The sequence below is a fragment of the Curtobacterium sp. MCBD17_028 genome, assembly GCF_003234875.1.
In the GTDB taxonomy this organism is placed as follows: domain Bacteria; phylum Actinomycetota; class Actinomycetes; order Actinomycetales; family Microbacteriaceae; genus Curtobacterium.
In genome coordinates this window covers 36733-62340 of sequence record NZ_QKTQ01000005.1, presented here as the reverse complement: position 1 = coordinate 62340, position 25608 = coordinate 36733, and the positions used below count along the sequence as shown (strand labels likewise).

21 protein-coding genes are annotated in these 25608 nt (G+C 72.3%); 6 read left to right on the top strand and 15 right to left on the bottom strand.

The features are described from left to right. Window positions 1–5 precede the first annotated feature (5 nt). Entirely contained in the window at window positions 6–1148 is a 1143-nt protein-coding gene (locus DEI86_RS08020; RefSeq protein ID WP_111049253.1) for a glycosyltransferase family 1 protein, read from the bottom strand. 91 nt (window positions 1149–1239) lie between these two features. Next, window positions 1240–2253 (bottom strand): lysylphosphatidylglycerol synthase transmembrane domain-containing protein, encoded by a 1014-nt coding sequence (locus DEI86_RS08015; RefSeq protein ID WP_146244886.1) that lies wholly within the window; start codon window positions 2251–2253, stop codon window positions 1240–1242. A gap of 63 nt (window positions 2254–2316) precedes the next feature. On the opposite strand from DEI86_RS08015, the gene DEI86_RS08010 reads away from it, so the two are divergent. Next, window positions 2317–3411, top strand: a complete 1095-nt coding sequence (locus DEI86_RS08010; protein WP_258376486.1) for a glycosyltransferase — start codon at window positions 2317–2319, stop codon at window positions 3409–3411. A 94-nt stretch (window positions 3412–3505) separates the two neighbouring features. On the opposite strand, the gene rfbD is transcribed toward DEI86_RS08010, so the two are convergent. From rfbD to DEI86_RS07990, 4 genes are read right to left on the bottom strand one after another with little or no spacing between them, the layout of a single operon-like run. Next, a complete protein-coding gene (gene rfbD, locus DEI86_RS08005) occupies window positions 3506–4357 on the bottom strand; it encodes a dTDP-4-dehydrorhamnose reductase (RefSeq protein ID WP_111049251.1) in 852 nt (283 codons plus the stop codon). After that, window positions 4354–5340, bottom strand: coding sequence for a dTDP-glucose 4,6-dehydratase (gene rfbB, locus DEI86_RS08000; protein WP_111013465.1), 987 nt, complete (start codon window positions 5338–5340; stop codon window positions 4354–4356). The genes rfbD and rfbB overlap by 4 nt, the downstream gene beginning before the upstream one ends. Before the next feature lie 40 nt (window positions 5341–5380). Continuing rightward, window positions 5381–5875, bottom strand: coding sequence for a hypothetical protein (locus tag DEI86_RS07995; protein WP_111049250.1), 495 nt, complete (start codon window positions 5873–5875; stop codon window positions 5381–5383). Between the two features lie 9 nt (window positions 5876–5884). After that, entirely contained in the window at window positions 5885–6943 is a 1059-nt protein-coding gene (locus DEI86_RS07990) for a DUF2142 domain-containing protein (protein ID WP_181439734.1), read from the bottom strand. Between the two features lie 107 nt (window positions 6944–7050). Here DEI86_RS07990 and DEI86_RS07985 point away from each other — a divergent pair, with 107 nt between their 5' ends. Further along, window positions 7051–7656, top strand: coding sequence for a dTDP-4-dehydrorhamnose 3,5-epimerase family protein (locus tag DEI86_RS07985; RefSeq protein WP_111049248.1), 606 nt, complete (start codon window positions 7051–7053; stop codon window positions 7654–7656). Between the two features lie 5 nt (window positions 7657–7661). Further along, window positions 7662–8525, top strand: a complete 864-nt coding sequence (gene rfbA / locus DEI86_RS07980) for a glucose-1-phosphate thymidylyltransferase RfbA (protein WP_111013463.1) — start codon at window positions 7662–7664, stop codon at window positions 8523–8525. Window positions 8526–8602: 77 nt separating this feature from the next. Here rfbA and DEI86_RS07975 read toward each other — a convergent pair whose 3' ends face one another. From DEI86_RS07975 to DEI86_RS07965, 3 genes are read right to left on the bottom strand one after another with little or no spacing between them, the layout of a single operon-like run. Then, entirely contained in the window at window positions 8603–10243 is a 1641-nt protein-coding gene (locus DEI86_RS07975) for a DUF2142 domain-containing protein (RefSeq protein ID WP_111049247.1), read from the bottom strand. Then, complete coding sequence (locus tag DEI86_RS07970; protein ID WP_111049246.1) at window positions 10240–11793, bottom strand: DUF2142 domain-containing protein; 1554 nt, start codon at window positions 11791–11793, stop codon at window positions 10240–10242. The genes DEI86_RS07975 and DEI86_RS07970 overlap by 4 nt, the downstream gene beginning before the upstream one ends. After that, on the bottom strand, window positions 11783–12712 hold the full coding sequence (locus DEI86_RS07965) for a glycosyltransferase family 2 protein (RefSeq protein WP_375334619.1): 930 nt from the start codon (window positions 12710–12712) through the stop codon (window positions 11783–11785). The genes DEI86_RS07970 and DEI86_RS07965 overlap by 11 nt, the downstream gene beginning before the upstream one ends. 109 nt (window positions 12713–12821) lie before the next feature. Here DEI86_RS07965 and DEI86_RS07960 point away from each other — a divergent pair, with 109 nt between their 5' ends. Together DEI86_RS07960 and DEI86_RS07955 are read left to right on the top strand one after the other, a co-directional pair. Beyond that, window positions 12822–14729, top strand: a complete 1908-nt coding sequence (locus DEI86_RS07960; RefSeq protein WP_146244885.1) for a glycosyltransferase — start codon at window positions 12822–12824, stop codon at window positions 14727–14729. Beyond that, the gene (locus tag DEI86_RS07955) at window positions 14716–16290 is read left to right on the top strand and encodes a hypothetical protein (protein ID WP_111049244.1); all 1575 of its coding nucleotides are present in this window, start codon (window positions 14716–14718) and stop codon (window positions 16288–16290) included. The genes DEI86_RS07960 and DEI86_RS07955 overlap by 14 nt, the downstream gene beginning before the upstream one ends. 105 nt (window positions 16291–16395) lie before the next feature. Here DEI86_RS07955 and DEI86_RS07950 read toward each other — a convergent pair whose 3' ends face one another. From DEI86_RS07950 to DEI86_RS07925, 6 genes are all read right to left on the bottom strand, one after another. Next, window positions 16396–17550 carry a glycosyltransferase family 2 protein gene (locus DEI86_RS07950; protein WP_111026190.1) on the bottom strand — a complete coding sequence of 385 codons (1155 nt, stop codon included), beginning with the start codon at window positions 17548–17550 and terminating at the stop codon, window positions 16396–16398. Between the two features lie 48 nt (window positions 17551–17598). Continuing rightward, window positions 17599–18465, bottom strand: coding sequence for a glycosyltransferase family 2 protein (locus DEI86_RS07945; protein ID WP_181439733.1), 867 nt, complete (start codon window positions 18463–18465; stop codon window positions 17599–17601). Beyond that, complete coding sequence (locus DEI86_RS07940) at window positions 18462–19577, bottom strand: glycosyltransferase family 1 protein (protein ID WP_181439732.1); 1116 nt, start codon at window positions 19575–19577, stop codon at window positions 18462–18464. The genes DEI86_RS07945 and DEI86_RS07940 overlap by 4 nt, the downstream gene beginning before the upstream one ends. A gap of 2 nt (window positions 19578–19579) precedes the next feature. Beyond that, window positions 19580–20824 (bottom strand): ABC transporter ATP-binding protein, encoded by a 1245-nt coding sequence (locus tag DEI86_RS07935; protein WP_111009545.1) that lies wholly within the window; start codon window positions 20822–20824, stop codon window positions 19580–19582. A 26-nt stretch (window positions 20825–20850) separates the two neighbouring features. Then, entirely contained in the window at window positions 20851–21786 is a 936-nt protein-coding gene (locus tag DEI86_RS07930) for an ABC transporter permease (RefSeq protein ID WP_111009546.1), read from the bottom strand. Between the two features lie 68 nt (window positions 21787–21854). Beyond that, window positions 21855–24413 (bottom strand): glycosyltransferase, encoded by a 2559-nt coding sequence (locus DEI86_RS07925; protein ID WP_220035633.1) that lies wholly within the window; start codon window positions 24411–24413, stop codon window positions 21855–21857. Window positions 24414–24524: 111 nt separating this feature from the next. On the opposite strand from DEI86_RS07925, the gene DEI86_RS07920 reads away from it, so the two are divergent. Then, a complete protein-coding gene (locus DEI86_RS07920; RefSeq protein ID WP_111049243.1) occupies window positions 24525–25547 on the top strand; it encodes a glycosyltransferase family 2 protein in 1023 nt (340 codons plus the stop codon). Window positions 25548–25608 lie beyond the last annotated feature (61 nt).

Below are 25608 nucleotides of genomic sequence, written 5' to 3'. Positions count from 1 at the left end.
GCCGCTCAGAGGTCGGCGTGCAGGTGCCAGACCTCGGCGGCCGAGTCGCGCCAATCGAACATGCGCGCGCGGTCGGGACCGGCGACCCGGAGCTGCGCGGCGAGCGCCTGGTCGCCGACGACCTGGAAGATCGCGTGGGCGAGTCGTTCCGGGTACGTCTCGATGGGGTTCGTGTCGACCACGACCGCGGCGTCCGCGGCGACCTCGCGCACGGCCGGCGCGTCCGAGTGGATGACCGGCGTGCCGAGGCTCATCGCCTCGATCACGGGCAGGCCGAAGCCCTCGGCCAGGCTCGGGAACACGAACACCGACGCGCGGGCGTAGACGACCGCGAGGTCGGCGTCCTCGATCCGTCCGAGGACCTTGACGCGGCCCGGGGCGAGGCCCGCGGCGGCGGCCGTGCCGGCCACGTCGACGTCGCCCCAGCCGTCCGGACCGCTGATGACGAGCGGGAGGTCGGCGGGAGCATCGGGGCGCGCCATCGCCGCGATGAGGTGCCCGAGGCCCTTGCGCGGTTCGAGCGTCCCCACCGCGAGCACGTACCGTTCCGGGAGGCCGAGGCGCTCGGCCCGCACGTCGGCGTCGACCGGGACCCGGAGTCGCCCGCTCGGCGCTCCACCGATCACGCGGAGGCGGTCCTCGAACCGGTGGATCTCGTTGAGCTCGGCCGCGACCGCGTGCGTGGGCACCACGACGGCGTCCGCGTACTTGTACGCGCGCTTCACCATCGCCTTGTGGAAGTGGACACCGCGGGGCGTCAGGGTCTCGGGGTGGGTCCACGGCACGACGTCGTGCACCGTGACGACCGTCTGCCGGCCCGGCTCCAGACCACGGTCGTGCTTGACCAACGGGGCGAGCACGCTCGGCGCGTGCACCATCCCGCGGCTGGCGCCGTGGGCGAACCCGCCCTGCCAGGCGAGCGAGAGCTCGCGGCGGGGCAGCGACAGGCGCTCGAGGTCCGCCAGGCCCGGCAGGAGCGTCCGGATGTGCGCCAGGTCCCCGGCGTCGACGGCCGACACGATGCCCTCGACGTCGCAGCCCGCCGGTGCGGTGGCGATGAGTTCCCGCGTCAGTTCCTCGGCGTACCGCCCGATCCCGCCCGGCACCGGGGCCACGATCTGGTCGACGATCACGCGGAGGGTGGTCATGGGGCTGTTCGGTCTCCTGGAGTTCGCCGACGACGCGTCGGACCCGGTCTCGCTCGGCCCGCGGACGTCCCCGGCAGGCCGCACGAACCTATCAGTGCTGCCCTGGAGTTCCGCGAGAGCCGAGCGCGCCGAGGTCGTCCCGCTCGGTGGAGACCGCGACGGGCGGCACGGGACGGTGCCGCCGGTTCAGCACGAACACGGCCGCGAACACGACGTCGACGACCGTGAGCAGCACCCGGGACATCACCGCGACGCTCACCGCGGTCCCGCTGGCGAGCGGCACGCCCGCCACGAGCAGCGCGGTGAGCGTGGCCTCCCGCCCGCCGAGCCCGGCCGGCAGGAAGAACACGACGAAGCCGACGAGCCACGCGAGCGCGTAGCCGCCGATCACGAGCAGGAACACGCCGGGGCGGAGGTGCGCGAGCGGCGACAGGACGAGGGCGATGTGCGTGCCGAACAGCCCCCAGGCGAGCGCCGCCCACCCGAACGCGCGGGCCAGGGTCGGGTAGGGGATCGTGAGCTGACCGAGCTCCCGACGCGTCACCCGTGAGGCCAGGCGCATGCCGAAGCCGAGCACGGACGGGTGGAGTGCGGCGACGACGATGGGCACGAGCAGGAGCACGAACCAGTAGGTCCGGAAGGCGCCGGGGGCGACGAACGGGATGGTGACGGCCGCCACGCAGACGCCGGCACCGCAACTGACGAGCAGGGTCAGCATGCCGACGGCGACGCTCTTGGCCGCGGGCACCTTGTGCTCGCGGCCGAGGTCCGCCTGCGCGACGATCGGCCACACCGAGCCCGGGATGTACTTGCCGATCTGTGACAGGAAGAACACGCGCTGCGCGGCACCGAGCGGGAGGCGGTGCCCCGCGCCGGCCAGGAGGCTCCGCCAGGACAGGAACGTCACCCACGTCGCGGCGAACCCGAGCAGGAGTGCGAGCGCGAGCGGAGCCGGACGCTGCCGCGCGAAGGCGGCGGCGATGTCGTCCGCGCGCGGCACGAGGAACGCCACGCACAGCGCCAGTGCGAGCACGAGGGCGACGACGCGGATGACGGTCCGGCGGCTGCGTCGCGGGGCGGGCGGCGTCTCGGGGCTCGTGGTCATGATCACCTAGGGTAGTTCGCGGCCGATGACGCATCGGCCCGGGCAGGGAGGACACGAGGCCACGTGCGCATTCTCGCATTCGGGACGTACCAGTCGGCGAACCACCCGCGCGTCACGGTCCTCGTCGAGGGCCTCCGTGCCCGGGGCCACCGGGTCGTCGAGGCGAACGTGCCGCTCGGCCTGAGCACCCGGGACCGCGTGGCCATGCTCGGGTCGCGGACCGGGGCGGTCCGGATGGCCGTGCGGCTGCTGTCGTCGTGGAGCCGGCTCGCCGTCCGGGCACTGCGGGTCCGCGCCGCCGGTCGTCCCGACGCACTGCTCGTCGGGTACATGGGGCACTTCGACGTCTGGTTGGCGCGAGCGCTGTTCCCCCGGACCACCATCGTGCTCGACCACCTGATCTTCGCCGCGGACACGGCGGCCGACCGCGGCGTCGGCGGTGGCGTCGTCCAGCGCGCCCTCCGGTGGCTCGACCGCGCCGCCCTCACCATCGCCGACGTCATCGTCCTCGACACCGAGGAACACCGGGACCTCGTGCCGGCCGCGCTGCGGTCGAAGGCGGTCGTCGTGCCCGTCGGCGCGCCCGCGGAGTGGTCCGCGGTCGAGCCCGCGCCCGAGCCCGGGGACGGACCCGTCCGCGTCGTGTTCTTCGGACTGTTCACGCCCCTCCAAGGGGCCGCGGTGATCGGGCACGCGCTCGCGGGCCTCCCCGAGGGGCTCGTCGAGGTCTCCATGATCGGGGCCGGTCAGGACCTCGACGCCACGCGCGCGGCCGTCGGCGACCGACCCGACGTCACCTGGACGCCCTGGGTGGAGGCCGCCGACCTGCCGTCCGTGGTCGCCGCGCACCATGTCGGTCTCGGCGTGTTCGGGACGACCGACAAGGCGCTCCGGGTGGTGCCGAACAAGGTGTACCAGTGCGCCGCGGCGGGTACCGCGATCGTCACGAGCGACACCGCCCCGCAGCGACGGATGCTCGGGGAGGACGCGCTGTTCGTGCCGCCGGGGGACGCGGCCGCGCTCGGGGCCGCGCTGCGCGAACTCGCCGAGGACCGTGACCGGTTGGCGGCGCTCCGGAGGGCCGCCCGGAGCCGTGCCGCCGGGTTCCGACCGGCCGCGGTGGTCGCCCCGCTCGAGGAGCGGCTCGCCCGGCGCTGAACGCGGTCGGCGCAGGGCGCGATGGCCCAGGGCGCGACGGCCCCGGGCGGCGCCGGGCGCGACGGCGCCGGGCCGCGACGGCGCCCGGCGACCCTCAGGCGGTCAGGACCCCCGCTGCCGCGGCGGCGTGCAGGGCGTCCCGCCAGTCGCGCATCGGCGCGATCCCGGCCGCCGCCCAGCCGTCGTGCCCGAGCACGCTGTAGGCCGGACGCGGTGCCGGACGGACGAACGCACTGCTGTCCGTCGGGAGCACGCGCTCCGGGTCGAGGCCGGCCTCGGCGAAGATCGCCTTGGTGAACTCGAACCACGAGGCCTGCCCGCTGTTCGTGCCGTGGTAGACCCCGGCGGGAGCGTCGGCGTCGAGGAGCGCGACGATCTGCCGTGCGAGGTCGCCCGTCCACGTGGGCTGGCCGACCTGGTCGGTGACGACGCTCACCGTGTCGTGCGACGCCGCGAGCCGGAGCATCGTCTTGGCGAAGTTCGGGCCGCCGGCGCCGTAGAGCCACGCGCCCCGGACGATGTACGACGAGTGCGGGGCGACGGAGCGGACGAACGCCTCGCCCTCGGCCTTCGTGCGACCGTAGGCGCTCACCGGGTGGGTCGGCGTGTCCTCGGCGTAGGGCGTCGTCGCCGTGCCGTCGAACACGTAGTCCGTCGACACGTGGACGAGCCGGGCGCCGGACTGGACCGCGGCCCGGGCGAGCATCTCGGCGCCCTGGGCGTTGACGCGCCGCGCCGTGGCCTCGTCGGTCTCGGCGTCGTCGACCTTCGTGTACGCCGCCGCGTTGATGACGACGTCGTGGCCCTCGACCGCGGCACCGACGGCGCTGCCGTCGCTGATGTCGAGTTCGGCACGCGTCAGCGCGGTCACCGCCCGCCCGAGGAGCGCCTGCTGGAGGTCCTGGCCGAGCATGCCGCCCGCGCCGGTGATGAGGTACCGGGTCATGCGAGCGCCGCACGCTCCTTGAGCGGCTCCCACCACGCGCGGTTGTCGCGGTACCACTGCACGACGTCGGCGAGGCCCTGCTCGAACGGCACGAGGGGCTCGTAGCCGAGCTCGGCCTGGATCTTCGAGATGTCGACGGAGTAGCGGAGGTCGTGCCCGAGCCGGTCGGCCACGCGGTCGACGTACGACCAGTCCTTGCCCGTGGCGTCGAGCAGCAGCTGGGTCAGCTCCTTGTTCGTGAGCTCCGTGCCGCCGCCGATGTTGTAGATCTCGCCCGCGCGGCCCCGGGTCAGGACCATGGCGATGCCGCGCGTGTGGTCGTCGACGTGCAGCCAGTCGCGGATGTTGTCGCCCTCGCCGTACAGCGGGACGTGCTGGTCGTCGATGAGGTTCGTGACGAACAGCGGGATGACCTTCTCAGGGAAGTGGTACGGGCCGTAGTTGTTCGAGCACCGTGTGATCGACAGGTCGAGCCCGTGGGTGCGGTGGTAGCTGCGCGCGAGCAGGTCGCTGCCGGCCTTCGACGCGGAGTACGGGGAGTTGGGCTCGAGCGGCCGGTCCTCGGTCCACGAGCCCTCGGCGATCGAGCCGTAGACCTCGTCGGTGGAGACGTGCACGAAGCGCTGGGTGCGATGCCGCAGGGCCGCGTCGAGGAGGCGCTGGGTGCCGACGACGTTCGTCTCGACGAAGACGCCGGAGTCCCGCACGGAACGGTCCACGTGCGACTCGGCGGCGAAGTGCACGATCGCGTCGATGCCGGGGACGACCTCGTCGAGCTTGGCCGCGTCGGTGATGTCGCCGTGCACGAAGGTGTAGCGCGGGGAGTCGGCGACCGGGGCGAGGTTCTGCTCGTTGCCGGAGTAGGTCAGCGCGTCGTAGACGACGACCTCGGCGCCCTCGAGGCCCGGGTAGGCGTCCTCGAGCGTGCGTCGGACGAAGTTGGAGCCGATGAACCCGGCTCCACCGGTGACGAGGATCTTCACGGACTGTTCCTAACGGTCTGGCGGAGGGTCGCCGAGGATTCTAGCGGGACGCCGCGGGGGCTCGTCGGAGCGACGGGCGGTCCGGCCCCGCGCCGACGGCGGTCGTTCCGACGTCGCTCCCGCGGCCGGCCGATCGCCACACCGCGACGACCGTCGCGCTCCCGGCGACGGCCAGGAGGCACACGGCCGCGAGCAGGACCGGCGCACCGAGCGGGGTGGTCGCGGCGAGGTGGGCGAGGCCGGCGCGGGTGACACGGAGCGCGGCGCCCTCGTCGAAGCCGCGGTAGGCGACGGACAGTCCGTAGACCGCCATGACGGGCGCCCCGACCGCGACGACCCGACCGGCGACGGGCCACCAGCGCGCCGGGAGCAGACGGAGTCCGCCGACGGCGGCGACGAGCAGGAGCGCGGCGAGCGCCACGAAGAAGTACCGCCCCTGCGCCCCGGTGATCCGGTGCAGCCGACCGTACGACTGCCAGTTGTTCGCCAGGAGGAGGAGCAGGGACACCGCCGGGAACGTCGCGAGCGCGAGCACGGGTCCACGCTACCGTGACCGGAGCACGACCGCGGCGACCACGGTGACGAGTCCGGCGATGGTGAGCGCCACCACGACGACCGGGTCGATCGGGTACGAGAGGAGCCCGAACCGGCCCCAGAACGACGTCGTGAGCGCGGACCACTCGCTCGACAGGAAGAACCCCGGGTCGCGCTGCTGGCCCGGGGCCCACGGCGACGCCGTCCAGGTGCCGGCGAGCCCGTTCGGCTGGACGGTGCCGTAGCGCACGACGTTGCGGACCCACCACCAGCCCCCGAGCGCGGCGCCGATCGCGAGGGCCACCGCCGCACGTCCCAGCCGTACGCGGAGACGAGCCGTGGTGGCCACGACGAAGGCGAGGCCGACGAGCGGGACGGCGGGGAACCCGGTCGCCTTCGTGGCCACCAGGACGCCGAGGGCGGCGCCGAGTGCGACCGTGGTGCGCCACCGGAGATCGCCGGTGGCCACTCGGACCGCCAGCCAGGTCACGACCGCGCCGAGCAGGATCACGAGCGCGTCGTTCGTGACCGAGGAACCGATCTGGGCCAGTTGCGGCACGGCCGCCAGGGCCGCAGCCGCGACGAGGCCGAACCGCCGGGACCGCGTGAGGCGACGGCCGGCAGCCCAGACGAGCATGGGCAGCGGCGCGACGAGTGCGACGTCGAGGAGGCGGAGGACGACGATCACGTGGTCCCACCGCAGGTCCTCGAACCCGACCACGCGGAGCACGACGGCCGCCAGGGCGTAGGCGGTCGGTGGATGCTGGGTCATCTGGTCCGCTCCGGCGCTCGCACCGGGGGCGGCACGGACGAGTTCGGCCCAGGTGCCCCGGTCGGCCGGCGCGGTCGTCGCGACCTCGGCGCGGGCCGCGAGGAGCGCGTTCGACACCCGCAGTGCGCCCGGCGCCGGCCAGCCCTCACCGGTGGCGATCGCCACGACGGCACCGGTGTGCGGCAGTTCGTCGGGCGCCTGGAAGAGCGGCGTGAGGAGCGCCCAGACGACGAGCAGGAGGGTGAACGCCGCGGTGATCGAGCCGATCGTCCAGCGCTCCGTGCGGGTGACTGGCATCCGGACCTCCATCGTCGGCGAGCTTACCGATGGGCTACCGCCCCGCCGACCCGCGCCGCGCCGCTCCCGGGCGAGGGCGCGAACCGGTGCCTTGCTACGCTCTCGGGGTGCAGATCCGCGAACTGAAGATCCCCGACAGCTACGAGATCACGCCGAAGCAGTTCGGGGACGACCGTGGCGTGTTCCTCGAGTGGTACCGCTTCGACCGCCTGGCCGAGGCCACCGGCCGTTCGATCGACCTCAAGCAGGCGAACACGTCCGTGTCGAAGCGCGGCACCGTCCGCGGCATCCACTTCGCGGACATCCCGCCGAGCCAGGCCAAGTACGTGACGGCGACGCACGGCGCGGTCCTCGACTTCGTCATCGACATCCGGGTCGGCTCGCCGACGTACGGCGAGTGGGACTCGGTGCTCCTCGATGACCAGGACCGGCGGGCGATCTTCCTGTCCGAGGGGCTCGGGCACTGCTTCGTCGCACTGACGGAGGGCGCCACGGTGTCCTACCTCGTCACGGACGTCTACCAGCCCACGCGCGAGCACGGCATCAGCCCGGTCGACCCGGCCATCGGGCTCGCGTTCCCGGAGGAGGCGGGCGAGCTGCTGCTGTCCCCGAAGGACACCGAGGCGCCGACGCTCGCCGAGGCCGAGGCACAGGGGCTGCTGCCGCAGTGGGCGGACGCCCGGTCGTTCTACGACTCGCTGAAGGGGGCCTGATCGCGATGAAGGGCATCATCCTCGCCGGCGGTTCCGGCACGCGGCTGTGGCCCATCACCAAGGGCATCTCGAAGCAGCTCATGCCGATCTACGACAAGCCGATGGTCTACTACCCGCTGTCGACGCTCATGATGGCCGGGATCCGCGAGGTCCTCGTGATCACGACGCCGGAGTACAACGACCAGTTCCGTGCGCTCCTGGGCGACGGCTCCGCGCTCGGCATGACGATCGAGTACGCGGTCCAGCCCTCGCCCGACGGCCTCGCGCAGGCGTTCGTCATCGGCGAGGACTTCATCGGGGACGACAGCGTCGCGCTCGTCCTCGGCGACAACATCTTCCACGGGGTCGGCCTCGGCACGAACCTCCGCAAGAACACCGACATCGACGGCGCGACGATCTTCGCGTACCACGTCTCCGACCCCAAGGCCTACGGCGTGGTCGAGTTCGACGACGCCTTCCGCGCGATCTCGATCGAGGAGAAGCCCGCCGAGCCGAAGTCGAACTACGCCGTGCCGGGGCTGTACTTCTACGACCACCGCGTCGTCGAGATCGCCAAGACGATCGAGCCGAGTGCCCGCGGTGAGCTCGAGATCTCGACGGTCAACGAGCGGTACCTCGAGGCCGGTGCGCTCAACGTCCAGGTGCTCGACCGCGGCACCGCATGGCTCGACACCGGCACCTTCGAGTCGATGATGCAGGCGTCGGAGTACGTGCGCGTGATCGAGGACCGGCAGGGCCACAAGATCGGCTGCATCGAGGAGATCGCCTGGCGGAACGGTTGGATCGACGACGCCGCGCTCGCCGCGCTCGCCGCACCGCTCGCGAAGAGCGGGTACGGCGTGTACCTGCAGCGCCTCCTCGACGCCTGACGCGCGTCCCGTCGCGCGGCACCCCGACGCCCCGGACCTCCGCCAGGAGCCGGGGCGTCGTCGCGTCCCGAGCTCCGTCAGTCGACGTCCGGGAGGCGGTCGGTCGCGGTCACGGGACCCGTGGCGGTGACCGACGGGACCGGGGTGGGCGGGGCCTCCCGGCCGGTCGTGTCCCGACCGGACCCGAGCCCGCACCAGCGCCACGCGAGCACCACCGCGACGACGACCGCGACCGCCATGAGGACGCCGACCACGGCGAGGGCGTGCGACCCGAGCGGCGTCGTGTACGCGAGGTGCGCGAGGCCGGGACGCGTGATCCCGAGGTTCGTCTGCTCGTACTCGCCCCGGTAGGCGACGCTCAAGCCGTACGCACCGACGGCCGGGGCCGCGACGACGAGGACCCGGGCGGCCCGGCGACGGAGCACCGGCCGGACCACGAGCGCGGACCAGGCGACCGCACTCATCGCGATCGCCGCGACGAGTGCGACGAACAGGAACCGCCCCTGGGTCCCGCCGATCTGGTGCAGGCCACCGTAGGACCGCCAGTCGTACGCGACGACGGCGAGGAGCACGGCCGCAGGCAGCGCGCCGAGTGCGACGACGGCACCGCGCTGCGGGAACCGGCGGGTGAACGACCACGCGATCGCGAGCAGCGCCACGAGCGACAGGAGGTCGGTGAGGATCGGGGTCATCGGGAACTGGAAGCCGCCGAACTCGCCCCAGAACGAGCGCGTCAGTCCGTCCCACTGCTGGTCGACGAAGAGTCCCAGGTTCCGCGTCGAGCCGGGCGGCCACGGCGTGACCGGGGTGAGACCGGCGAGACCGTTCGGCAGCGGGGTGTGGAAGGCGACGAGGCAGTGCACCCACCACCAGGAGCCGAGCACCACGCCGATCGCGAGCGCCACCCCGGCGCGGGCCAGCCGTGCCCGCCAGGGGAGGGCGCGTGCGGCGAGCACGACGACGGCGACGAACAGGACCGCCGGGAGGCCCGTGGCCTTCACCGACGCCAGCACGGCGAACGTCAGCCCGAGCGCGAGTGTCGTCCACCAGCGCCGGTCACCGGTGAGGATCCGGACGCCGAACCACGTCAGCAGGCCGCCCAGGAGGAACACGGGGGCCTCGTTGGTCACGGAGGAACCGATCTGCGCGAGCTGGGGCACCGCGAACAGCGCGAACGGCGCGACCGCTGCGAGTCGCGGCGCCCGCGTGAGCCGCCGGACCGTCGCCCAGACCAGGACCGGCAGCGGCGCGACGAGGAGGGCGTCGACCAGGCGGAGCACGACGACGGCGACGTCCCACCGGAGGTCGTGGAGGTGGAGGATCCGGAGGACGACCGCCGCAGCCAGGTAGTAGGTGGGCGGGTGCTGCGACATCTGGTCCACGAGCACCGATTCGCCAGGGTGCGCCGCGAGGAGGGCACCGACGGTGGGCCGCTGGAGGGGCGGGGTCGACGCGGCGGAGTCGACCGCGGCACGCGTCGCGTTGAGGTAGTGCAGCTGCCCGGGGGCGTCCCAGTGGCCGCCGAGCGCGAGGTGCAGCACGGCGTCGACGTGGGCGGCCTCGTCCGGGGCCTGGAACATCGGGGTGACGAGCGCCCACACGACGAGCAGGAGCGCGAACGCCAGCGTGACCACCGCGACCACCACGACCTCGCGCCGGGTCACCCGGGGGCGCGGCACGACCACCGCGGTGGCCGCGAGGCGCTCGGCGGCGGTCATACCGGGACCTCCTCGCTCCGCGCCGCGCGCGTCCGCGCCGCCGCGGCTGCGGGGATCGCCCACCACGTGGTGACGGCCGCCGCGACGAGGGCGACGCCGAGGAGCACGGTGAGGACCGTCACGCCGGCGCCGCCGACGGGACTCACGCTCGCGAGCCGGTGGAGGCCGTCCTGCGTGACGAGGAACTGGTTCTTCTCCCAGAAGCCGCGGTACCCGACGGTGACGCCGTACGCGGCCACGAGCACGGCCGTCACCAGGGCCACCCGGCCGAACCGGGCGCGACCTGCGGGCGTCAGGACGGCGGGTCGCCACGCGAGCGCGCTCAACGCCACGAGGGCCACGATGCCCGGGAAGAAGTACCGGCCCTGCACGCCGCCGATGAACTGCGTGCGGTCGTAGCTCTGCCAGTTGTTGAGCAGCTGGGTCGCGACGAGGAACGCGGGGAACACCGCGAGCGCGATCGCCGAGCGGAGCGCGGGGCCGCGCCGGAACCCCCACACGACGATCCCGCCGATCCCGACGATCGTGAGCAGGTCCGTCAGCACCGGGGTCATCGGGAACTGAGCGCGTCCGAAGTCACCCCAGAACGTCGGTCCGAGGCCCGTCCACTCGCTGTTGAAGAACTGGCCGAAGTTCGGCGTCGCCCCGCCGGTCCAGGGCTCGTCCGGACGGAGGGCGATGAGTCCGTTCGGCTGGAGCGCGTGGTACACGACGATGTTGTGGAGCCACCACCAGCCGCCGAGCACCCCGGCGACGGCGAGCGCGACGAGCGCCCGGAGCGCGCGCACCGCGGGACGGAGGACACCGACACCGGACCAGAACGCCGCGACGGCGACGAACGGGATCGCGGGCAGACCCGTCGCCTTCGACGCGACCGTGAGTCCGAGCGCGACCGACAGCGCCAGGAGCGTGCGGCGCCGGACGTCGCCCGTCACGACCCGGACCCCGAGCCACGTGACGAGCGCACCGGCGAGCATGACGAGCGGGTCGTTGCTCGCGGAGGCACCGATCTGTGCGACCTGTGGCACCGCGAGGACGGCTGCCCCGCCGACGAGCGCCGCGGCGGGTGAGCCCGTCAGCCGTCGGGTCGTCGCCCACGCCAGCAGGGGGAGTGCGAGCACGAGGAGGGCGTCGAACAGCCGCAGGGTGAGCACGACGAGGTCGTACCGGAGGTGCTCGTAGTGCACGAGGTGCAGGACACCGGCCGCGAGCACGTAGTACGTCGGCGGGTGCTGCGTCATCTGGTTCACGCCGGTCTCGTGCGTGTACCGGCGTTCCAGCGCGCCCCACGTCGGGCCCTGGTCGGTCGGGACGTGTCCCACGAGCGCCTGCGCCTGGACCGTCGCGCCCTCGTAGCGGAGGTGCCCGGGTGCCGCCCAGCCGTCGCCGCGCGCCACGTGCACCACGGCGTCCACGTGGGCGGCCTCGTCCGGCGTGTGGAACAGCGGGGTCAGGACCGCCCACAGCGCGAGTACCAGCCCGAACGCGACCGTCAGCGCGACGACGGCGATGCGCTCGCGACGGGTGATCGGAGGGGCGTCAATCGCCATACCGGGCGAGCTTCTGGAGGTCGAGTGTCTCCTCTTGCAACGTCCGGTTCAGGCGTGTCAGGTCGGCGACCACGCCGATCACGATCGAGAGCAGGGCCGTGATGACGAGGACGACGCCGAGGATGAGTGACTGCAGGTGGTTGCCCCCGCCGTCCACCGCCAGCAGGACGAGGTACCGGACGAACGGAATGAGCCCGCACACGGCGAGCAGCACGCTGATCCAGGCGAACAGGGCCATGGGTCGGTACATCAGGTAGACCCGGGCGATCGCGGACCCCGACTGGAACATGTGCTGCCAGATGTTGCTGAAGAGGCGGGACTCGCGGGTCTTCGGGTTCGTGGTGATCGGCACGCTGGCGATCGCGAGGCGCTTGTACCCGGCCTGGACGATGGTCTCCATGCAGTAGCTGAAGCGCGTCACGATGTTCAGCCGGATGAGCGAGTACTTGGAGTACGCGCGGAAGCCGCTCGCGGCGTCGGGCAGGTCGAGGCCGGCCGCGCGGCTGGCGACCCAGCTGCCGAACTGCTGCATGCTCTTCTTGAAGGCCGAGAAGTGCTCGATGGTGCGGGTCTGCCGGTCACCGATGACGATGTCGGCCTCGCGCCGGAGGATGGGCTGCACCAGCTCGGTGATCATGGCCTGCGGGTACTGGTTGTCGCCGTCGGTGTTCACGACGATGTCGGCGCCGTGCAGGAGCGCGTAGTCGACGCCGTCCCGGAAGGACCGCGCGAGACCCATGTTCGTCGTGTGGTGCACGAAGTGCTTGACGCCGTGTTCGCGCGCGACCTCGACGGTGCGATCGGAGCAGCCGTCGTCGATCACGAGCAGCTCGACCTCGTCGATGCCGGGGATCTCGCGGGGGATCGAATCGATCACGGACGCGATCGTGGCCTCTTCGTTGAGGGCGGGGATCTGCACGAACAGTTTCAAAATTCGGAACACCTCGGGCTCTGGACAGCGCTGTCGATCCTAGCGGAGGTCGTGAGCGGAACGGTGTCGGCGGCGCGCGGGCACTACCCTCGGACGCATGGCGCGGACCCGGGGACCAGCTCGCGTCGCTGCGGGTGTCGCTCGACGCCTGTTGGCCGGTCGTGACGTCAGCCCACCCGACGCGGGGCACGGGCCCGTCGTGCTCGGCATCGCGACGGAGATCGACCAGCGCGGCGTGGACCATGCGGCGCTCCGCGCCGACGTGACCACCGTCCTCGTGCTCGCCGACGTCCGGACGTCGCTCGCCGACCGCGCCGCCGCCCTCGACGCGGCCGCAGCGTCGGTCGACGCCGCGCAGGTGCTCCTGGCCACGTACGACGTCCACGCCGGACCCGCCACCGCACATCCCGTACCGCGCGTCCCGCAGGGGTGGCAGGGCGTCGACGAGCGCGTGCACGCGACGGTCGGCGGCGCCGTCGCCGCCGCGCTCCCGGCCGTGGTCGGAGCGCGTCTGCTCGTGGTCGACGCGGCGCTCGACGCCGAGCCGGAGGCGTGGGGACGCCTCCTCGACGCGCTCACGCCGGACACCGCGGTGGTCCAGGCGGTCGTGCGCACCCGCGACGACCTCGTCGCGAGCGCGGGTGCCGGGTTGATCCGTCCAGGGTGGCCCACGTGGCCGGTCCTCGAGGGGTTCCCGGTCGAGGACGTCGGCGAGGCGGGCACGGTGGTCTTCGCCGCCGACGAACCCGTCCTCGCCGTCCACACGAGCGCAGTCGGGATCCCGCCGCGCACGATCGACGCACAGGTCACGCTCGCCGCCTGGACACGTGCCGCTGCGGACGTGCACGGCGGTGCCGTGCGGGCCGTGCCGGTCGGACGCGTGTACCGGGACGCGCGCGAGACTCCGCGGCGCCTCGACACCGACGCCGAGACGGTCGTCCGCGGCTGGGACGACCGAGCGGACGCCTGGACGCCGACGACCCTCGCCGCGCGCGGTCTCGCCATCGCACGCGTCGACGCCGGTCCTGCGGGGCGTCCCGTCGCGCTGCGCGTCCCCGTGCCGTGGCTCGTGCGGGCCGTGCACGCGACCGATCGCGCCGTCCGTCTGCGCTGGTCGCTCAAGATCGCGGCCCACGCCGGCCCCCGCGGTGACGACTGGGGCGACCTGTTCTTCGCCCAGGACCTCGCGGCCGCCCTGCGGCGAGCAGGTCAGGAGGTCGTGGTCGACGCGCGGGACCGGCACGTCCGTCCGCGCTCCGAGCACCTCGACGACGTCAGCCTCGTGCTCCGTGGACTCGACGACACCCCGGTCGTCCCCGGCGCCGTCAACGTGCTCTGGGTGATCAGTCACCCCGACCTCGTCACCGACCCGGAGCTCGCCCGGTTCGACCTGCGCTTCGCCGCGGGCGCTCGGTGGGCGGACGCCACGGCGGCCCGGACGGGACTGCCCGTCCGGACGCTGCTCCAGGCCACCGACCCCGCGCGGTTCGCACCCGGACCGTCCGATCCCGAACTCGCCAGCGACGTCCTCTTCGTGGGCAAGACCCGCGACACCGTCCGGCCGGTCGTCGCCGACGCGGTGGCGGCCGGCCTCGACCTGACGGTGTGGGGATCCGGGTGGGACGCGACACCGGTGGCGCCCCTGGTCCGCGGGGCGTTCCTCCCGAACGACCGCCTGCCCGACGCCTACCGCAGCGCTCGGGTCGTGCTCAACGACCACTGGCCCGACATGGCCGACGGTGGGTTCCTGTCGAACCGGCTCTTCGACGCCGCCGCGACGGGAGCCATCGTCGTGTCGGACGACGTGCCGGGCATCCGCGAGGTCGCAGGACCGAGCGTCGTGGTCACGGCCGGCGGTCCGGACGACCTGCGGCGCGTCGTCGCGGCCGCGCAACCCGGCGACGAGATGATCCGATCGGCGCGTGCCGCGGTGTTCGCCGAACATCATTCGTTCGACCGTCGAGCCGCCGTCCTGATCGAGGAGGTCCTCCGTGTCCGCAGCTGAGTCGTGGGCCGAGGGACCCCGGAGTGCGGCGCGGGAGCGACGCCGGGAGGGACGGGCGCGGCGGGACGCGCGGCTCGAGGTCGCCGGGTTGGTCGCCGCCGTGGTGTTCGTCGTGCTCGCCTCGGTCGCCCGTGCGCTGAGCAACGGGCCGCTGTCGACGGCCGACGAGACCGCGCACCTCGACTACGCCTACGAGGTGTGGCACGGTCACCTCCCGGTCTTCGAGCGCGGGATCCAGTTCCACCCCGCCTTCGGGGCCGTCCCGCCCGTGCAGTGGGTCTCGCAGCACCCGCCGCTGTTCTACGCGCTCCTCGCGCCCGTGGTCGGACCGCTCATCGACGGCAACCACCTCTACATCGCGGTGATCGCCGGCCGGTTCGAGGACGCGCTCATCGCGGGGACGACGGTGCTCGCGACGTGGTGGGCCGCGCGGCAGGTGCGTCCGGGGGACGGCGTCGTCGCGGTCGTGGCCGCGCTCGCCACCGCGTCGACCGGCATGCTCATCCTCGTCGGTGGCGCGATCTACAACGACCTCGTCAACGTCACGTTCTGCGCGCTCGCGATCGGGCTGGCGGCGCGGGCGTTGCGGACCGGCCTGACGACGCGGCTCGTCGTCGCCGCGGCGCTCGTCGGCGTGGGCGGCATGCTGAGTCGGCTCGTGTTCGCCGTCTTCCTCCTGGGCCTCGTCGTCGCCCTGTTCGTCGCGCCGACCCGTGCCGTCACCGCGCGCGGGGCGTGGGGGCGCCGGGTGCTGGCGGCCGTCGTCGTCGGTGTCGTCGCCGCGCTCGGAGCGGGGTGGTTCTACCTCCGCAATCGCGCGCTCACCGGCAACGTGGCCGGCAGCCACCCGGCCTGGGCCGCGGCGCACCTCGGTCGGCACGACCGTACCGCGTCGTCCGTCGTGACCGACAAGGGGTTCTGGGAGCAGCTGTTCGCCGTGTACCGGGCCGGCCTGCCGACGACGAGCCCGCTCACGTGGGTCCTGCTCCTCGCACCGCTCGTGCTCGCCGCGGTCGTCGGTGTCGTCGTCCTCGTCCGCACGCTGCGTGCACGCCGCCACGGCTCCGCCGCCGCCGATGCCCAGCCGACCGAGGCCGCCGGGGTCGTCGGGCGGCCGCTCTGGGGTGTCCCGGCAGGGTGGTGGCTCGCGGCGATGATGGTCGCGGTCGTCGTGCTGACGGTGTTCCTCGAGGTCCGGTTCGTGATGGGCGGTGGCGCCCCGAACACGCGCTACGCGCTCCCGCTCGTCCCGGTCACCGCGATCGTCGGGGCGATCGGACTGACCGCGCTCGGGCGCATCGCGGGCACGGTCCTGACGGTGCTCTGGTCGATCTGCGCCGTCGTGGCCTACTCGAGCGCCGTCGGGCTCGTGACCCCGGTCGGCCCGGCGATCGCGCTGACCGCCACGCGTGGCGACTACGTCGTCTCGCTCGTCGTCTTCGCGTTCATGGTGGTGGCGGCCGTCGTGCTCCGCCTCCGGCGGCCGCCGGCAGTCGGCGTCGACGCGGGTTCCGAGCCCGACGTCCACGCCGACCACGGCGGACGACCCGACGGCGCCTGAGCGTCGCGTCCGGAGTCTCCGGCGTCTCCGGAGTCTCCGGCGTCTCCGGCACCTCCGCGTCGCAGCGAGGACGACCGCGTGTCAGTGCGCGTGTCAGTGCGCGTGTCAGTGCGCGCGGATGCGCGAGCGGACCGACCGGGCCACGTCGCCCGCACGGTCGGCCATACGCACGACGCGCCGCGCCCGCATGCGCTGGAGCTCGGCCTCCCGGTGGTTCGCGAGCTGCTCGACGGCGTCGATCCGGAGTTGCTGGTGCTGCACCGTCGACTCGAGCAGCCGCACGTTCTCGCGGACGCGTCCGAGTTCGGTCTCGCGGCGGTCGACCTCGGCATCGCGCGCCGCCAACGCGGCTCCGACCCGGCGCAGGTCGACGAACTCGTCCTCCGGGACGACCTCGTCCTCGCCGTCGGCAAGCGGCGTCCCGCGGTCGGCGAACGAGCGGACGAGGGAGTCGTCCCGGGTGAACGGCCCCGCTTCGGCTTCCGCCTCGGTGACGTGGCGGAGCGCGTAGTAGTGGAGCAGGACGCCCTCCTGGAGGCGCCGGTAGTCACGCATCCCGTGGTGGTTCGGGCTCGGGTTGAGGTCGGGGTTCGCCTCGTACGCGCGACCGGCGATCTCGACGCGGTGCTCGTACTGCCCCCACGATCGCCAGGGGAAGTGCAGGACCTCGAGCGCGAGGTCCTCGGCGGGGGCCTCGCCCGCGGGGATGGTCACGAGGTGGTTGCCCTGGACGACGGCGACGTCCGGGTGTCCGACGTGGATCGCGTTCCCGGACGGCTGCGAGATGAGGCCCGCTGCGTGCAGTTCGGACGCAGAGCGTTCGTCGCGCCACAGGAGCCGCGACAGACCGGCGCCGCGCCGAGCGAGGGGACCGACCATGTTGACGACGGGGACGACGAACGCGTTCACCGCGGGGTCGAGCCGTTCGAACACCTCGTGGAGCGTCAGGCTGCGGTCCTTGGCGAACAGGAACTCGTCGGCGTCCGCGTTGACGACCCAGTCGGCGCCGTGCAGCGTGTGCGCCTCGCGGGCCATCCGTGTCACGGTCTCGCTCTGCTGCTTCCGGTGCACCGGGTCGTGTCGGAGGTCGACCTCGGCGACGCCGGACGCCGCGAACGCCTCGAGGGCCTCGCGGGTGCCGTCGACCGATCCGTTGTCGGTGATGACGAAGACGTCCACGCCCTGTGCGAGGTGGTGGTCCAACCACGGTCGGATGACGTCCGCTTCGTCGCGGACCATGAGCGTGACTGCGAGTTTCATCGGTGGAGTCCCGGGGAGGTGTCGGGTCGGCCTGGGAGGCCGACGTGGTCAGATGGTCGAACCGTGCATCCTGCTGCGGACACCCAGGGCGATCCTGAGTGCGACGCGCAGCGGCCACAGGTACCACCCGTGGTACTTCGAGGCGAGGAACCGGTACGCGCTCGCGTGGTGTGCGCGGCGCATCCGCTCGGACACGCCACGGGTGGAGTGCGCCCCGACGTGCGTGACGCGAGCCGCCGGCTCGTACACGTTCCGGAAGCCGGCTCTGGAGAGCCGGTAGCCGAGGTCGACGTCCTCGAAGTACATGAAGTAGCGCTCGTCGAACCCGCCGATGCGCTCGAAGGCGCTGCGGCGCACGAGCAGGCACGCCCCCGACAACCAGCCGGCGTCGCGTCGTCGGGCGCCGTCGCGGTCGCTGTGGTACCGGGCGGTCCACGGGTTCCGGGGCCAGACGTTGGCGAACAGCGCGTGGCCGAGCCCGTTCCGGAGCGACGGGACGGCGCGCGCTGACGGGTAGACGGTCCCGTCCAGTTCGACGATCGCCGGGCCGACGGCGCCGATGTCCGCTCGTTCCGAGCCGGTCGCGAGGAGGCGGTCGACGGAGCCGGGCGCGAGGACGACGTCCGGGTTCGACACGAGCACCCAGTCGACGTCCGGGGGGAGCGCGGCCACGGCGCGGTTCACCGCACTGCCGTACCCGGCGTTGGTGCCGAGTTCCAGGAACACGGCACCGCTCGCCTCCGTCGCCGCGCGGAGCCCGGCCAGGTCGTCGGACCGGTTGTCCGCGACGACGACCGGGACGCGGCCGGAGCACGACGCACCGGTCGAGGCGAGGAAGTCGGTCAGGTAGCGGCCGGAGTTGTAGCTGACGGTCACGATCCCGACGTGGGCCGTGCGTCGTTCGGTCGTCGTCATGCCGCGTAGACCTCCTCGTGCACCCGAGCGCACGCGCGCCAGGTGAAGGTCTGCGCACGCCGTCGGCCGTCGGTGGCGAGGGCGGAGCGCAGCGCCGGGTCGGCGAGCAGGCCCGCGAGACCCGCGGCGATGGCGTCCGCCGTGGGCTCCACGTACGCGACGGCGTCGCCTCCGACCTCCGGGATCGCCAGACGGCGCGTCGTCAGGACGGCGGCACCGCACGCCATGGCCTCGAGGACCGGGAGTCCGAAGCCCTCGCCGGTGCTCGGGTACGCCACGACGGTCGCGCCGCCGAGGAACGCGGCGAGATGGTCGTTGGGCAGGAAACCGAGGTGACGGAGGCGGGCGCCGGGCCGGTTCCCCGCGCGTTCGAGCAGGTCCCGAGCCGTCGGGTCCCAACCCAGGCCGCCGGAGACGACGAGCGGGGGAGCGTCCGGGAGTTCGGCGTGCGCGGCGACGAGGGCGGCGACCTGCTTCCGGGGCTCGACGGTCCCGAGGAACGCGACCCAGCCCTCGCCGGGGTCGAGGTCGTGCTCGGCCGCGAACGAGCGCACGGCATCCGAGGTGGGCTCGTGGAACACCGCAGGGTCGACGCCGAGGTGCGCGACGACGTTGGGGACCGCGGTGTGGGGCACGAAGCGGGCGATCTCCGCGGCCGTCGCGGCGCTCGGCGTGACCGTGGCCCGCGCGTGACGGCGGGCGAGTCGGGTCCACAGCCGGAAGAACCGGCGCTTCAGGGCCCCGTGTGCGTCGGGGTCGCTGAAGAAGGTCGCGTCGTGCAGCGTGACGACGGACCGGCGGCCAGCGGCGAGGGGGAACGTGTAGTGGGGACAGTGCAGCACCCGTGCCCGCGCCCGCAGGGCCAGGAGCGGCAGCCCGACCTGTTCCCAGAGCAGTCGGACCGGACGACGCGCCACGGCGGCGGGCGCGACCGCGTAGCGGTGCGACGGCGCCACCGATCGGAGCCACGACAGGTCGTCGGGCTTCACGACGACACCCACCGCCACGCCGTCCTCGGCCAGGCCGCGCAACAGGCCCACGATGTAGCGCGCCACGCCTCCGCGGTTCGGCGGGAGACTGGTCGCGTCGACGAGGACCGGGAGGTCGACCACCGTCAGGCGGGGATCTCGCGTGCGACGGTCGACACCCGCGTCATCCCGGCGTGACGGTCGTCGTCGGCCATGACGAACCGGGCCGCCTCGCGCAGGATCGCGATGTGCTCCCCGGTCTTCTTGGCGAGGAAGCAGTGGATGAAGTACGGGCCACCACCGAACTGGATGTCCCGGAGCCGGTACTCCACGATGGTCCGACCGTGCAACGGCTGGTGCGTGAAGCCGATCTTGCGGCTGTCCGTTCCGTACACGAGGTGGCCGTGCTGGTTCTCGATCTTGAACCCCGAGTTCCACTCCTCCAGCGGCGACGTGTGGGACACGGTCATCCGGATGACGAGGTCGTCGCCCGGCTGGAGTTCCTCGCCCGGCGCGCGGCCCGGCGCGGCGATCTCGACGCGCTCGACCTTGCCGGGCGTCGCTTCCTCGCCCGCGGCCTCGGCCTCGGCGACGCGGCGACCCTCGAGGATCTCGCGGAAGTTCTTGACGGCGTGCCGCGCGGACCCCTGGAACTTGACCTCGCCGTGGTGCAGGACGACGGCGTGGTCGCAGAGCTCCTGGACCTGCCCGAGGGAGTGGCTGACGAGGATGATCGTCCGACCCTGCTGCTGGAACTCGCGGATCTTGTCGAGGCACTTCTTCTGGAACTGCTCGTCGCCCACGGCCAGGACCTCGTCGACGAGGAGGACGTCCGGGTCGGTGTGGATCGCGACGGCGAACGCGAGCCGGACGTACATGCCCGAGCTGTAGAACTTGACCTGCGTGTCGATGAACTCGCCGATGCCGCTGAACCGGAGGATGTCGTCGAACTTCTCCTCGGCTTCCTCTTGTGTGAGACCGAGGATCGCGGCGTTGAGGAACACGTTCTCGCGGCCGGTGAGGTCCGGGTGGAAGCCCGCACCGAGTTCGATGAGCGCGGCGAGGCGCCCGCGTCGAGCGACCGACCCCGTGCTGGGCTCGAGGATGCCGCCGATCACCTTGAGCAGGGTCGACTTGCCCGATCCGTTCGGCCCGAGCAGTCCGATCGTCGTCCCGGCCGGGATGTCGAGGTTGACGTCCTTGAGGGCCCAGAAGTCCTCGCTGTGTCGGCGCCCGGCGCGACCGAGCGTGACGATCCGTTCCTTGAGGGAGTTGTCCTTCCGGATGACGAAGCGCTTCGAGACGTTCCGGATGCTGACGACGGTCGGGGCGTCCTCGAACACGGCGTCCTCGGTCTCGCTCGGGGCGATGAGGTCGTTGTCGATCGACATGTGCTGCCTTTCTCGGTCCCGAGGACTCAGATCTCCTGTGCGAAGTTCCCCTGCAGTCGGGCGAACGCCCGCTGGCAGAAGAAGAGCGCGACGAGTCCCACGACACCGGCGATCACCAGGCGGAGGAGCATGTGGTCCGGGTACTGCTCGGGACCGCCGGCGGTCCAGAAGGCGCGGTGGAAGCCGAGGATGGCGAGCGTGACGGGGTTGTTCTCGTAGATCGGCAGGATCCAGCTGATCCCCGCGGCGATCGCCCGGTCGTGCACCATCTGCCACGAGTAGACGATCGGGGACGCCCACATGAAGAGCATCATCAGGACCTCGACCAGGTAGGCCATGTCCCGCAGGTACACGTTGAGTGCCGAGAACAACAGGCCGATGGCGGTGGCCCAGATCAGGATCACGAGCGTCGCGGGGAAGAAGAACAGGATCCCCTCGTTCATCGGGAAGGACCGGAACGCGGCCGTCGCGATGAGCAGGATCACCATCTGGATCCCGAAGTTGAACAGCGCGCCGCCCACCGCGGAGAGCGGGTAGATCTCGCGCGGGACGTAGACCTTCTTGAGGAGGCCCGCGTTCGCGACGACGGAGCCGGTCGCGCCGGAGACGATCTCGCTGAACAGTCCGTACAGGGTCAGCCCGGCGAACACGTAGATGGCGAACTCGGGGATCGCCCGGGACGAGCCGAGGATCTTGCCGAGGATCAGCCAGTAGATCCCCAGCTGGACGAGCGGCCGGATGAGCGACCAGGCGAACCCGAGTGCACTGTCCTTGTAGCGGGACTTCAGATCGCGGCGGATCAGGAGGTCCAGGAGCTGGCGCTGACCGTGGATCTCGCGCACCGACCCCCAGGTACCCCCGGCGGTCCGGCCCGCGGGCACCAGCTGCTCCGTGCGGAGACGGGCGAACCGGTCGGCGACGGTCCGGTCGGCGACGGTCCGGTCGGCGATGGTCGTGCTCATGTGTACCTCACTCGTCGGACGAACAGGAAACTATACCTCGCGCCGATCCGGCCGGCACCGCCACGCACTCAGCGTCCGTACTTGCTCGCGCGCATCGTCGAGACACGGTTGCGCACCTTGCCCGCGAGTTCCTGGACGCCGCCGTCGGTCAGGTAGTGCCTCGCGAGCATGACGTCGCGGCGGAGCCCGTGTCGGCTGTTCGCGATCTCGTGGAACCGCTGCTCGCGCGACTTGCCGATCTGCGGGATGACGACGCCTCCGCCCGTGCGCTCCCGTTCGACAGCGGCGTTCGCGCGGTCGGGGGCCGGGTACGGGTCGTGCGCGAACTCGATGAGCGGCGCGAGCGCCTTCTCCCAGGTGAAGTCCGCACGGACCCGGGCGACCTGTGCTCGGGCCTCGGCGATGGCGGCCTCGTCGTAGAGCATCGCCTCGAGTGCGTCGGCGAGGGCGTCGACGTCACGCTCCGGGACGGAGACGCCCATGCCCTCGGCGGCCACGAGGTCGCCGAAGCTGTCGCCCTCGGTGGTGACGATCGGCAGGTTCGCCCACATGTAGTCGAGGATCCGGGTGCGGAACGAGAACGTCGTCTCGACGTGCGCGAAGTGCGTCGAGACGCCGGCGTCGGCCTCGAGCAGGTAGTTCTGGCGGTCGTCGAGCGCGACCCACTGCTCGTTGAAGAACACGTGCTTGTTCGTCAGCCCGAGCTTCTCGCTGATCTCGCGGGTCTTCGCGACGATGGCCATCTCGGGCACGTCGGGGTTCGGGTGCGCGACACCGAGGAAGAACAGGCGGATGTCGTCGTGGCGCTCGGCGACCTTCGCGACGGCCTCGACCAGGGTCGGGGTGTCGAACCAGTTGTAGATGCCGCCACCCCAGATGACGACCTTGTCGTCCTCGCCGATGCCGGGCACGACACCGCGGATCGCCTTGCGGGTGTGCTGCGGCGGCGTCGAGTCCATGCCGAACGGTGCGATCGCGATGAGGGACTTCAGGTTCTCGTCCTGCGCGTAGGTGTCGGGGTTCACGCGACCCACGGCCGCGAGCTGCCCGATCCAGAACAACCGCTGCCGCTCCGAGGCGCACAGGAAGAAGTCGCCGCGCTGGAGCTGCTCGTTGACGACCTCGGTGGTCACGAGGACCTGGTTCCGCCACGCGGCGTCGCCCATCTCGCGCCCCTGCTCGAGCTGCTCGAGGTGCATCGGGTCGTAGAGGTCGACGACCATGATCTTGTTCGAGGCCTGCAGCGTCAGGAAGTGCCGCAGTGCGAAGCCCTGGAAGAAGATGACGTCGGCCCACTCCTCGTGCACCTTCATCGCGCGCTCGTCCTGCAGACGGACGCGGTGCACCTCGAACTGGTCCGAGGCCCGGTTGGCGACGTTCCAGGTGACGAGGCGGACGTCGTTGTGCTCGCTCAGCGCCTCGGCGATCTTCCACGCCCGCATGCCCGGGCCGGCCATCTTCTCGCCGAGCGCGTCGCCCGTGATGATGAGGACGCGCTTGCGCATCATCGGCCGGTTCACCTGGAACGCGTCCTGGATGGCGGTGAAGCCCTCGAGGTAGTAGTCGTTGCCGAACAGCGGGTGGAAGATGTTCCCGAAGAGCCGGAAGACCTCTTTGTCGGTCTTCACCCGACGGGACTGCACCTCGGCCCGGCTCTGCCGGAGCTTCGGCAGGTCGGCCACGAACTGGTCGACCGCGAACAGACCGGCCACGGTGTCCTTCGACACCGGTGTGGTCGGCTCGTGCTCGTCCGGTGCCCCGGTGAAGCGGCGGAGGTCGTACGACTCGCTGTCGAGCTCGCCCTTGGCGACGGCGCGACGGGCGAGGAGGGCGAGGGCCGCGGGGAGGATCGTGCCGAGGCTGGCGTCGTCGAGGTTCTTGTACAGCATGTGCAGCGCGTTGCGCTCGAGCAGGTACATCTCGCGGTACTCGCCGAAGCTCTTCATCGAGCCGTGGTGCTTGTGGTACACGATCGAGTTCGGCGCGAAGCGGACGCGGTAGCCGTACAGGTTCAGCCGCCACCCGAGGTCGACGTCGTCGTAGAACATGAACAGGTCCTCGTCGAACCCGCCGATCTCGAGGAACAGCGCCCGGCGCACGAAGAGCGCCGACCCCGTGCCGAAGAGGATGTCCTTCTCGCGGTCGAACCGGCCGTCGTCGGGCTCGGTCGTGTGGTTCTTGTAGCCCATGCCGAACCAGGTCAGCCCGGCCTCGACGAAGTCGATCGCCGTGCCGTCCCAGTCGAGGACCTTGCTGGCGACCGCGCCGATGCGCGGGCTCGCGGCGAACGCGGCGAGCCCTTCGCGGATCCACTGGGGGTCCGGCTTGGCGTCGTTGTTGAGGAACGCCACGAACTCGCCGGTCGCCGTGCGGGCGCCGAGGTTGCTGCCGCCGGTGAACCCGAGGTTCTCGTCGGACACGACGAGCTTGACGTTCGCCTGGTCGCCGAGGGCCGCCCGGAGGCGGGTCGCACTGTCGTCGCCGGAGCCGTTCTCGACGACGACGATCTCGAGCTGGCGTGCGGGCCAGTCGACCTCGTTCAACCGCGCGACGCACTCCAGGGTGTCGTCCGTGCCGCGGAAGTTGATGATGACGACGGACACGGTGCCCGTGGTGGTGACGGTCAAGACGGGATCTCCAGATGTCGACGGCGGTCGTGGCGCACTGGCCGTGGCGAGTATAGCCAGCCCCCCGGCGCGGGACCGTGGAGACCGCCGGTGGTGCGGGATGATGGTCGGATGCTCGTCTCGGTCGTCGTCGTCGACTGGCACCGCGCCGACCTGACCGTGCGCGCGGTGGAGTCCGTCCTCGCGCAGCGCAGCGAGCACGACGTCGAGGTGGTGCTCGTCGTCAACGAGGCCCGCGACGCCGACGTCGCCCGCTTCCGTCGCGACCTGCCGCGGGTGGTCGTCGTGCCGATCGACCGGAACAGCGGGTTCGCGGGCGGGGTGACCGCCGGGATCGCGGCCGCACGGGGAACGGTCGTGGCCCTGCTCAACAACGACGCGGTCGCCGACGACGGCTTCCTGGCACACGGCGTGGCCGCGCTCGAGGCGGCCGGACCCCGCACCGCCGCGGTCGCCGCGACCGCCCTGCTCGAGGGCACCTTCCGCCCGGACCCGGACGGCCGCGACCCCGACGACCTCGTCGCGCCCGACGGGGCACGCTGGCGGCGCTCGGAGGGCGGCGTCCACCTCGTCAACGGCACGGGCGTCGTGCTGTCCCGGAGCGGCAACGGCCGCGACCGCGACTGGCTCGCCCCGATCGAGGGGCCGCGCGAGACGACCCCCGTGTTCGGGTTCAGCGGCGGCGCCGCGTTCATCCGTCGCGAGGCGCTCGACCAGGCGGGCGGGTTCGATCCGCACCTCTTCATGTACTACGAGGACGTCGACGTGTCGTGGCGGCTGCGCCTGACAGGGTGGGACATCGGGCACGCGCCGCACGCCGTGGTGGTCCACCGGCACGCGGCGAGCTCGGGCAGCGACTCACCCCTGGTCCGCTACCAGAGCATCCGGAACCGGCTCTCGGTCGTCCTGCGCAACGCGACGGCCGGCACGACGCTGCGGGTGGTGCTCCGGACCACGGCGCGCGCCCTCCTCGACCTCGCGCGCCCCGACCGCGCACAGCTCACGCCTGCGCAGTGGCGGCGTCTCGTCCGGGAGGCCCCGGGCCTGGTCCGCCATGCCCGTCGCGCCCGTCGCGGCGACGGTGCCACCCGTGCGGACCGTCGGCGGGTCGAGGAGCTCCTCGAGGCGGACTGAGCACACCTCCCGCCGCAGCCGCGTCGGGGAGGTGTGCCGAGCCTCCCGGCCGTTCCGTCGT

Bases quoted from the DNA above. Each gene is read 5' to 3' on its own strand.
- DEI86_RS07935 (WP_111009545.1), bottom strand. From the start codon at position 20,824: ATGTCGATCGACAACGACCTCATCGCCCCGAGCGAGACCGAGGACGCC.
- DEI86_RS07930 (WP_111009546.1), bottom strand. From the start codon at position 21,786: ATGAGCACGACCATCGCCGACCGGACCGTCGCCGACCGGACCGTCGCC.
- DEI86_RS07960 (WP_146244885.1), top strand. From the start codon at position 12,822: ATGGCGCGGACCCGGGGACCAGCTCGCGTCGCTGCGGGTGTCGCTCGA.
- DEI86_RS07950 (WP_111026190.1), bottom strand. From the start codon at position 17,550: ATGAAACTCGCAGTCACGCTCATGGTCCGCGACGAAGCGGACGTCATC.
- DEI86_RS07945 (WP_181439733.1), bottom strand. From the start codon at position 18,465: ATGACGACGACCGAACGACGCACGGCCCACGTCGGGATCGTGACCGTC.
- DEI86_RS07970 (WP_111049246.1), bottom strand. From the start codon at position 11,793: ATGGCGATTGACGCCCCTCCGATCACCCGTCGCGAGCGCATCGCCGTC.
- DEI86_RS07990 (WP_181439734.1), bottom strand. From the start codon at position 6,943: ATGCCAGTCACCCGCACGGAGCGCTGGACGATCGGCTCGATCACCGCG.
- DEI86_RS07920 (WP_111049243.1), top strand. From the start codon at position 24,525: ATGCTCGTCTCGGTCGTCGTCGTCGACTGGCACCGCGCCGACCTGACC.
- rfbD (WP_111049251.1), bottom strand. From the start codon at position 4,357: ATGACCCGGTACCTCATCACCGGCGCGGGCGGCATGCTCGGCCAGGAC.
- DEI86_RS08015 (WP_146244886.1), bottom strand. From the start codon at position 2,253: ATGACCACGAGCCCCGAGACGCCGCCCGCCCCGCGACGCAGCCGCCGG.
- DEI86_RS08020 (WP_111049253.1), bottom strand. From the start codon at position 1,148: ATGACCACCCTCCGCGTGATCGTCGACCAGATCGTGGCCCCGGTGCCG.
- DEI86_RS07975 (WP_111049247.1), bottom strand. From the start codon at position 10,243: ATGACCGCCGCCGAGCGCCTCGCGGCCACCGCGGTGGTCGTGCCGCGC.
- rfbA (WP_111013463.1), top strand. From the start codon at position 7,662: ATGAAGGGCATCATCCTCGCCGGCGGTTCCGGCACGCGGCTGTGGCCC.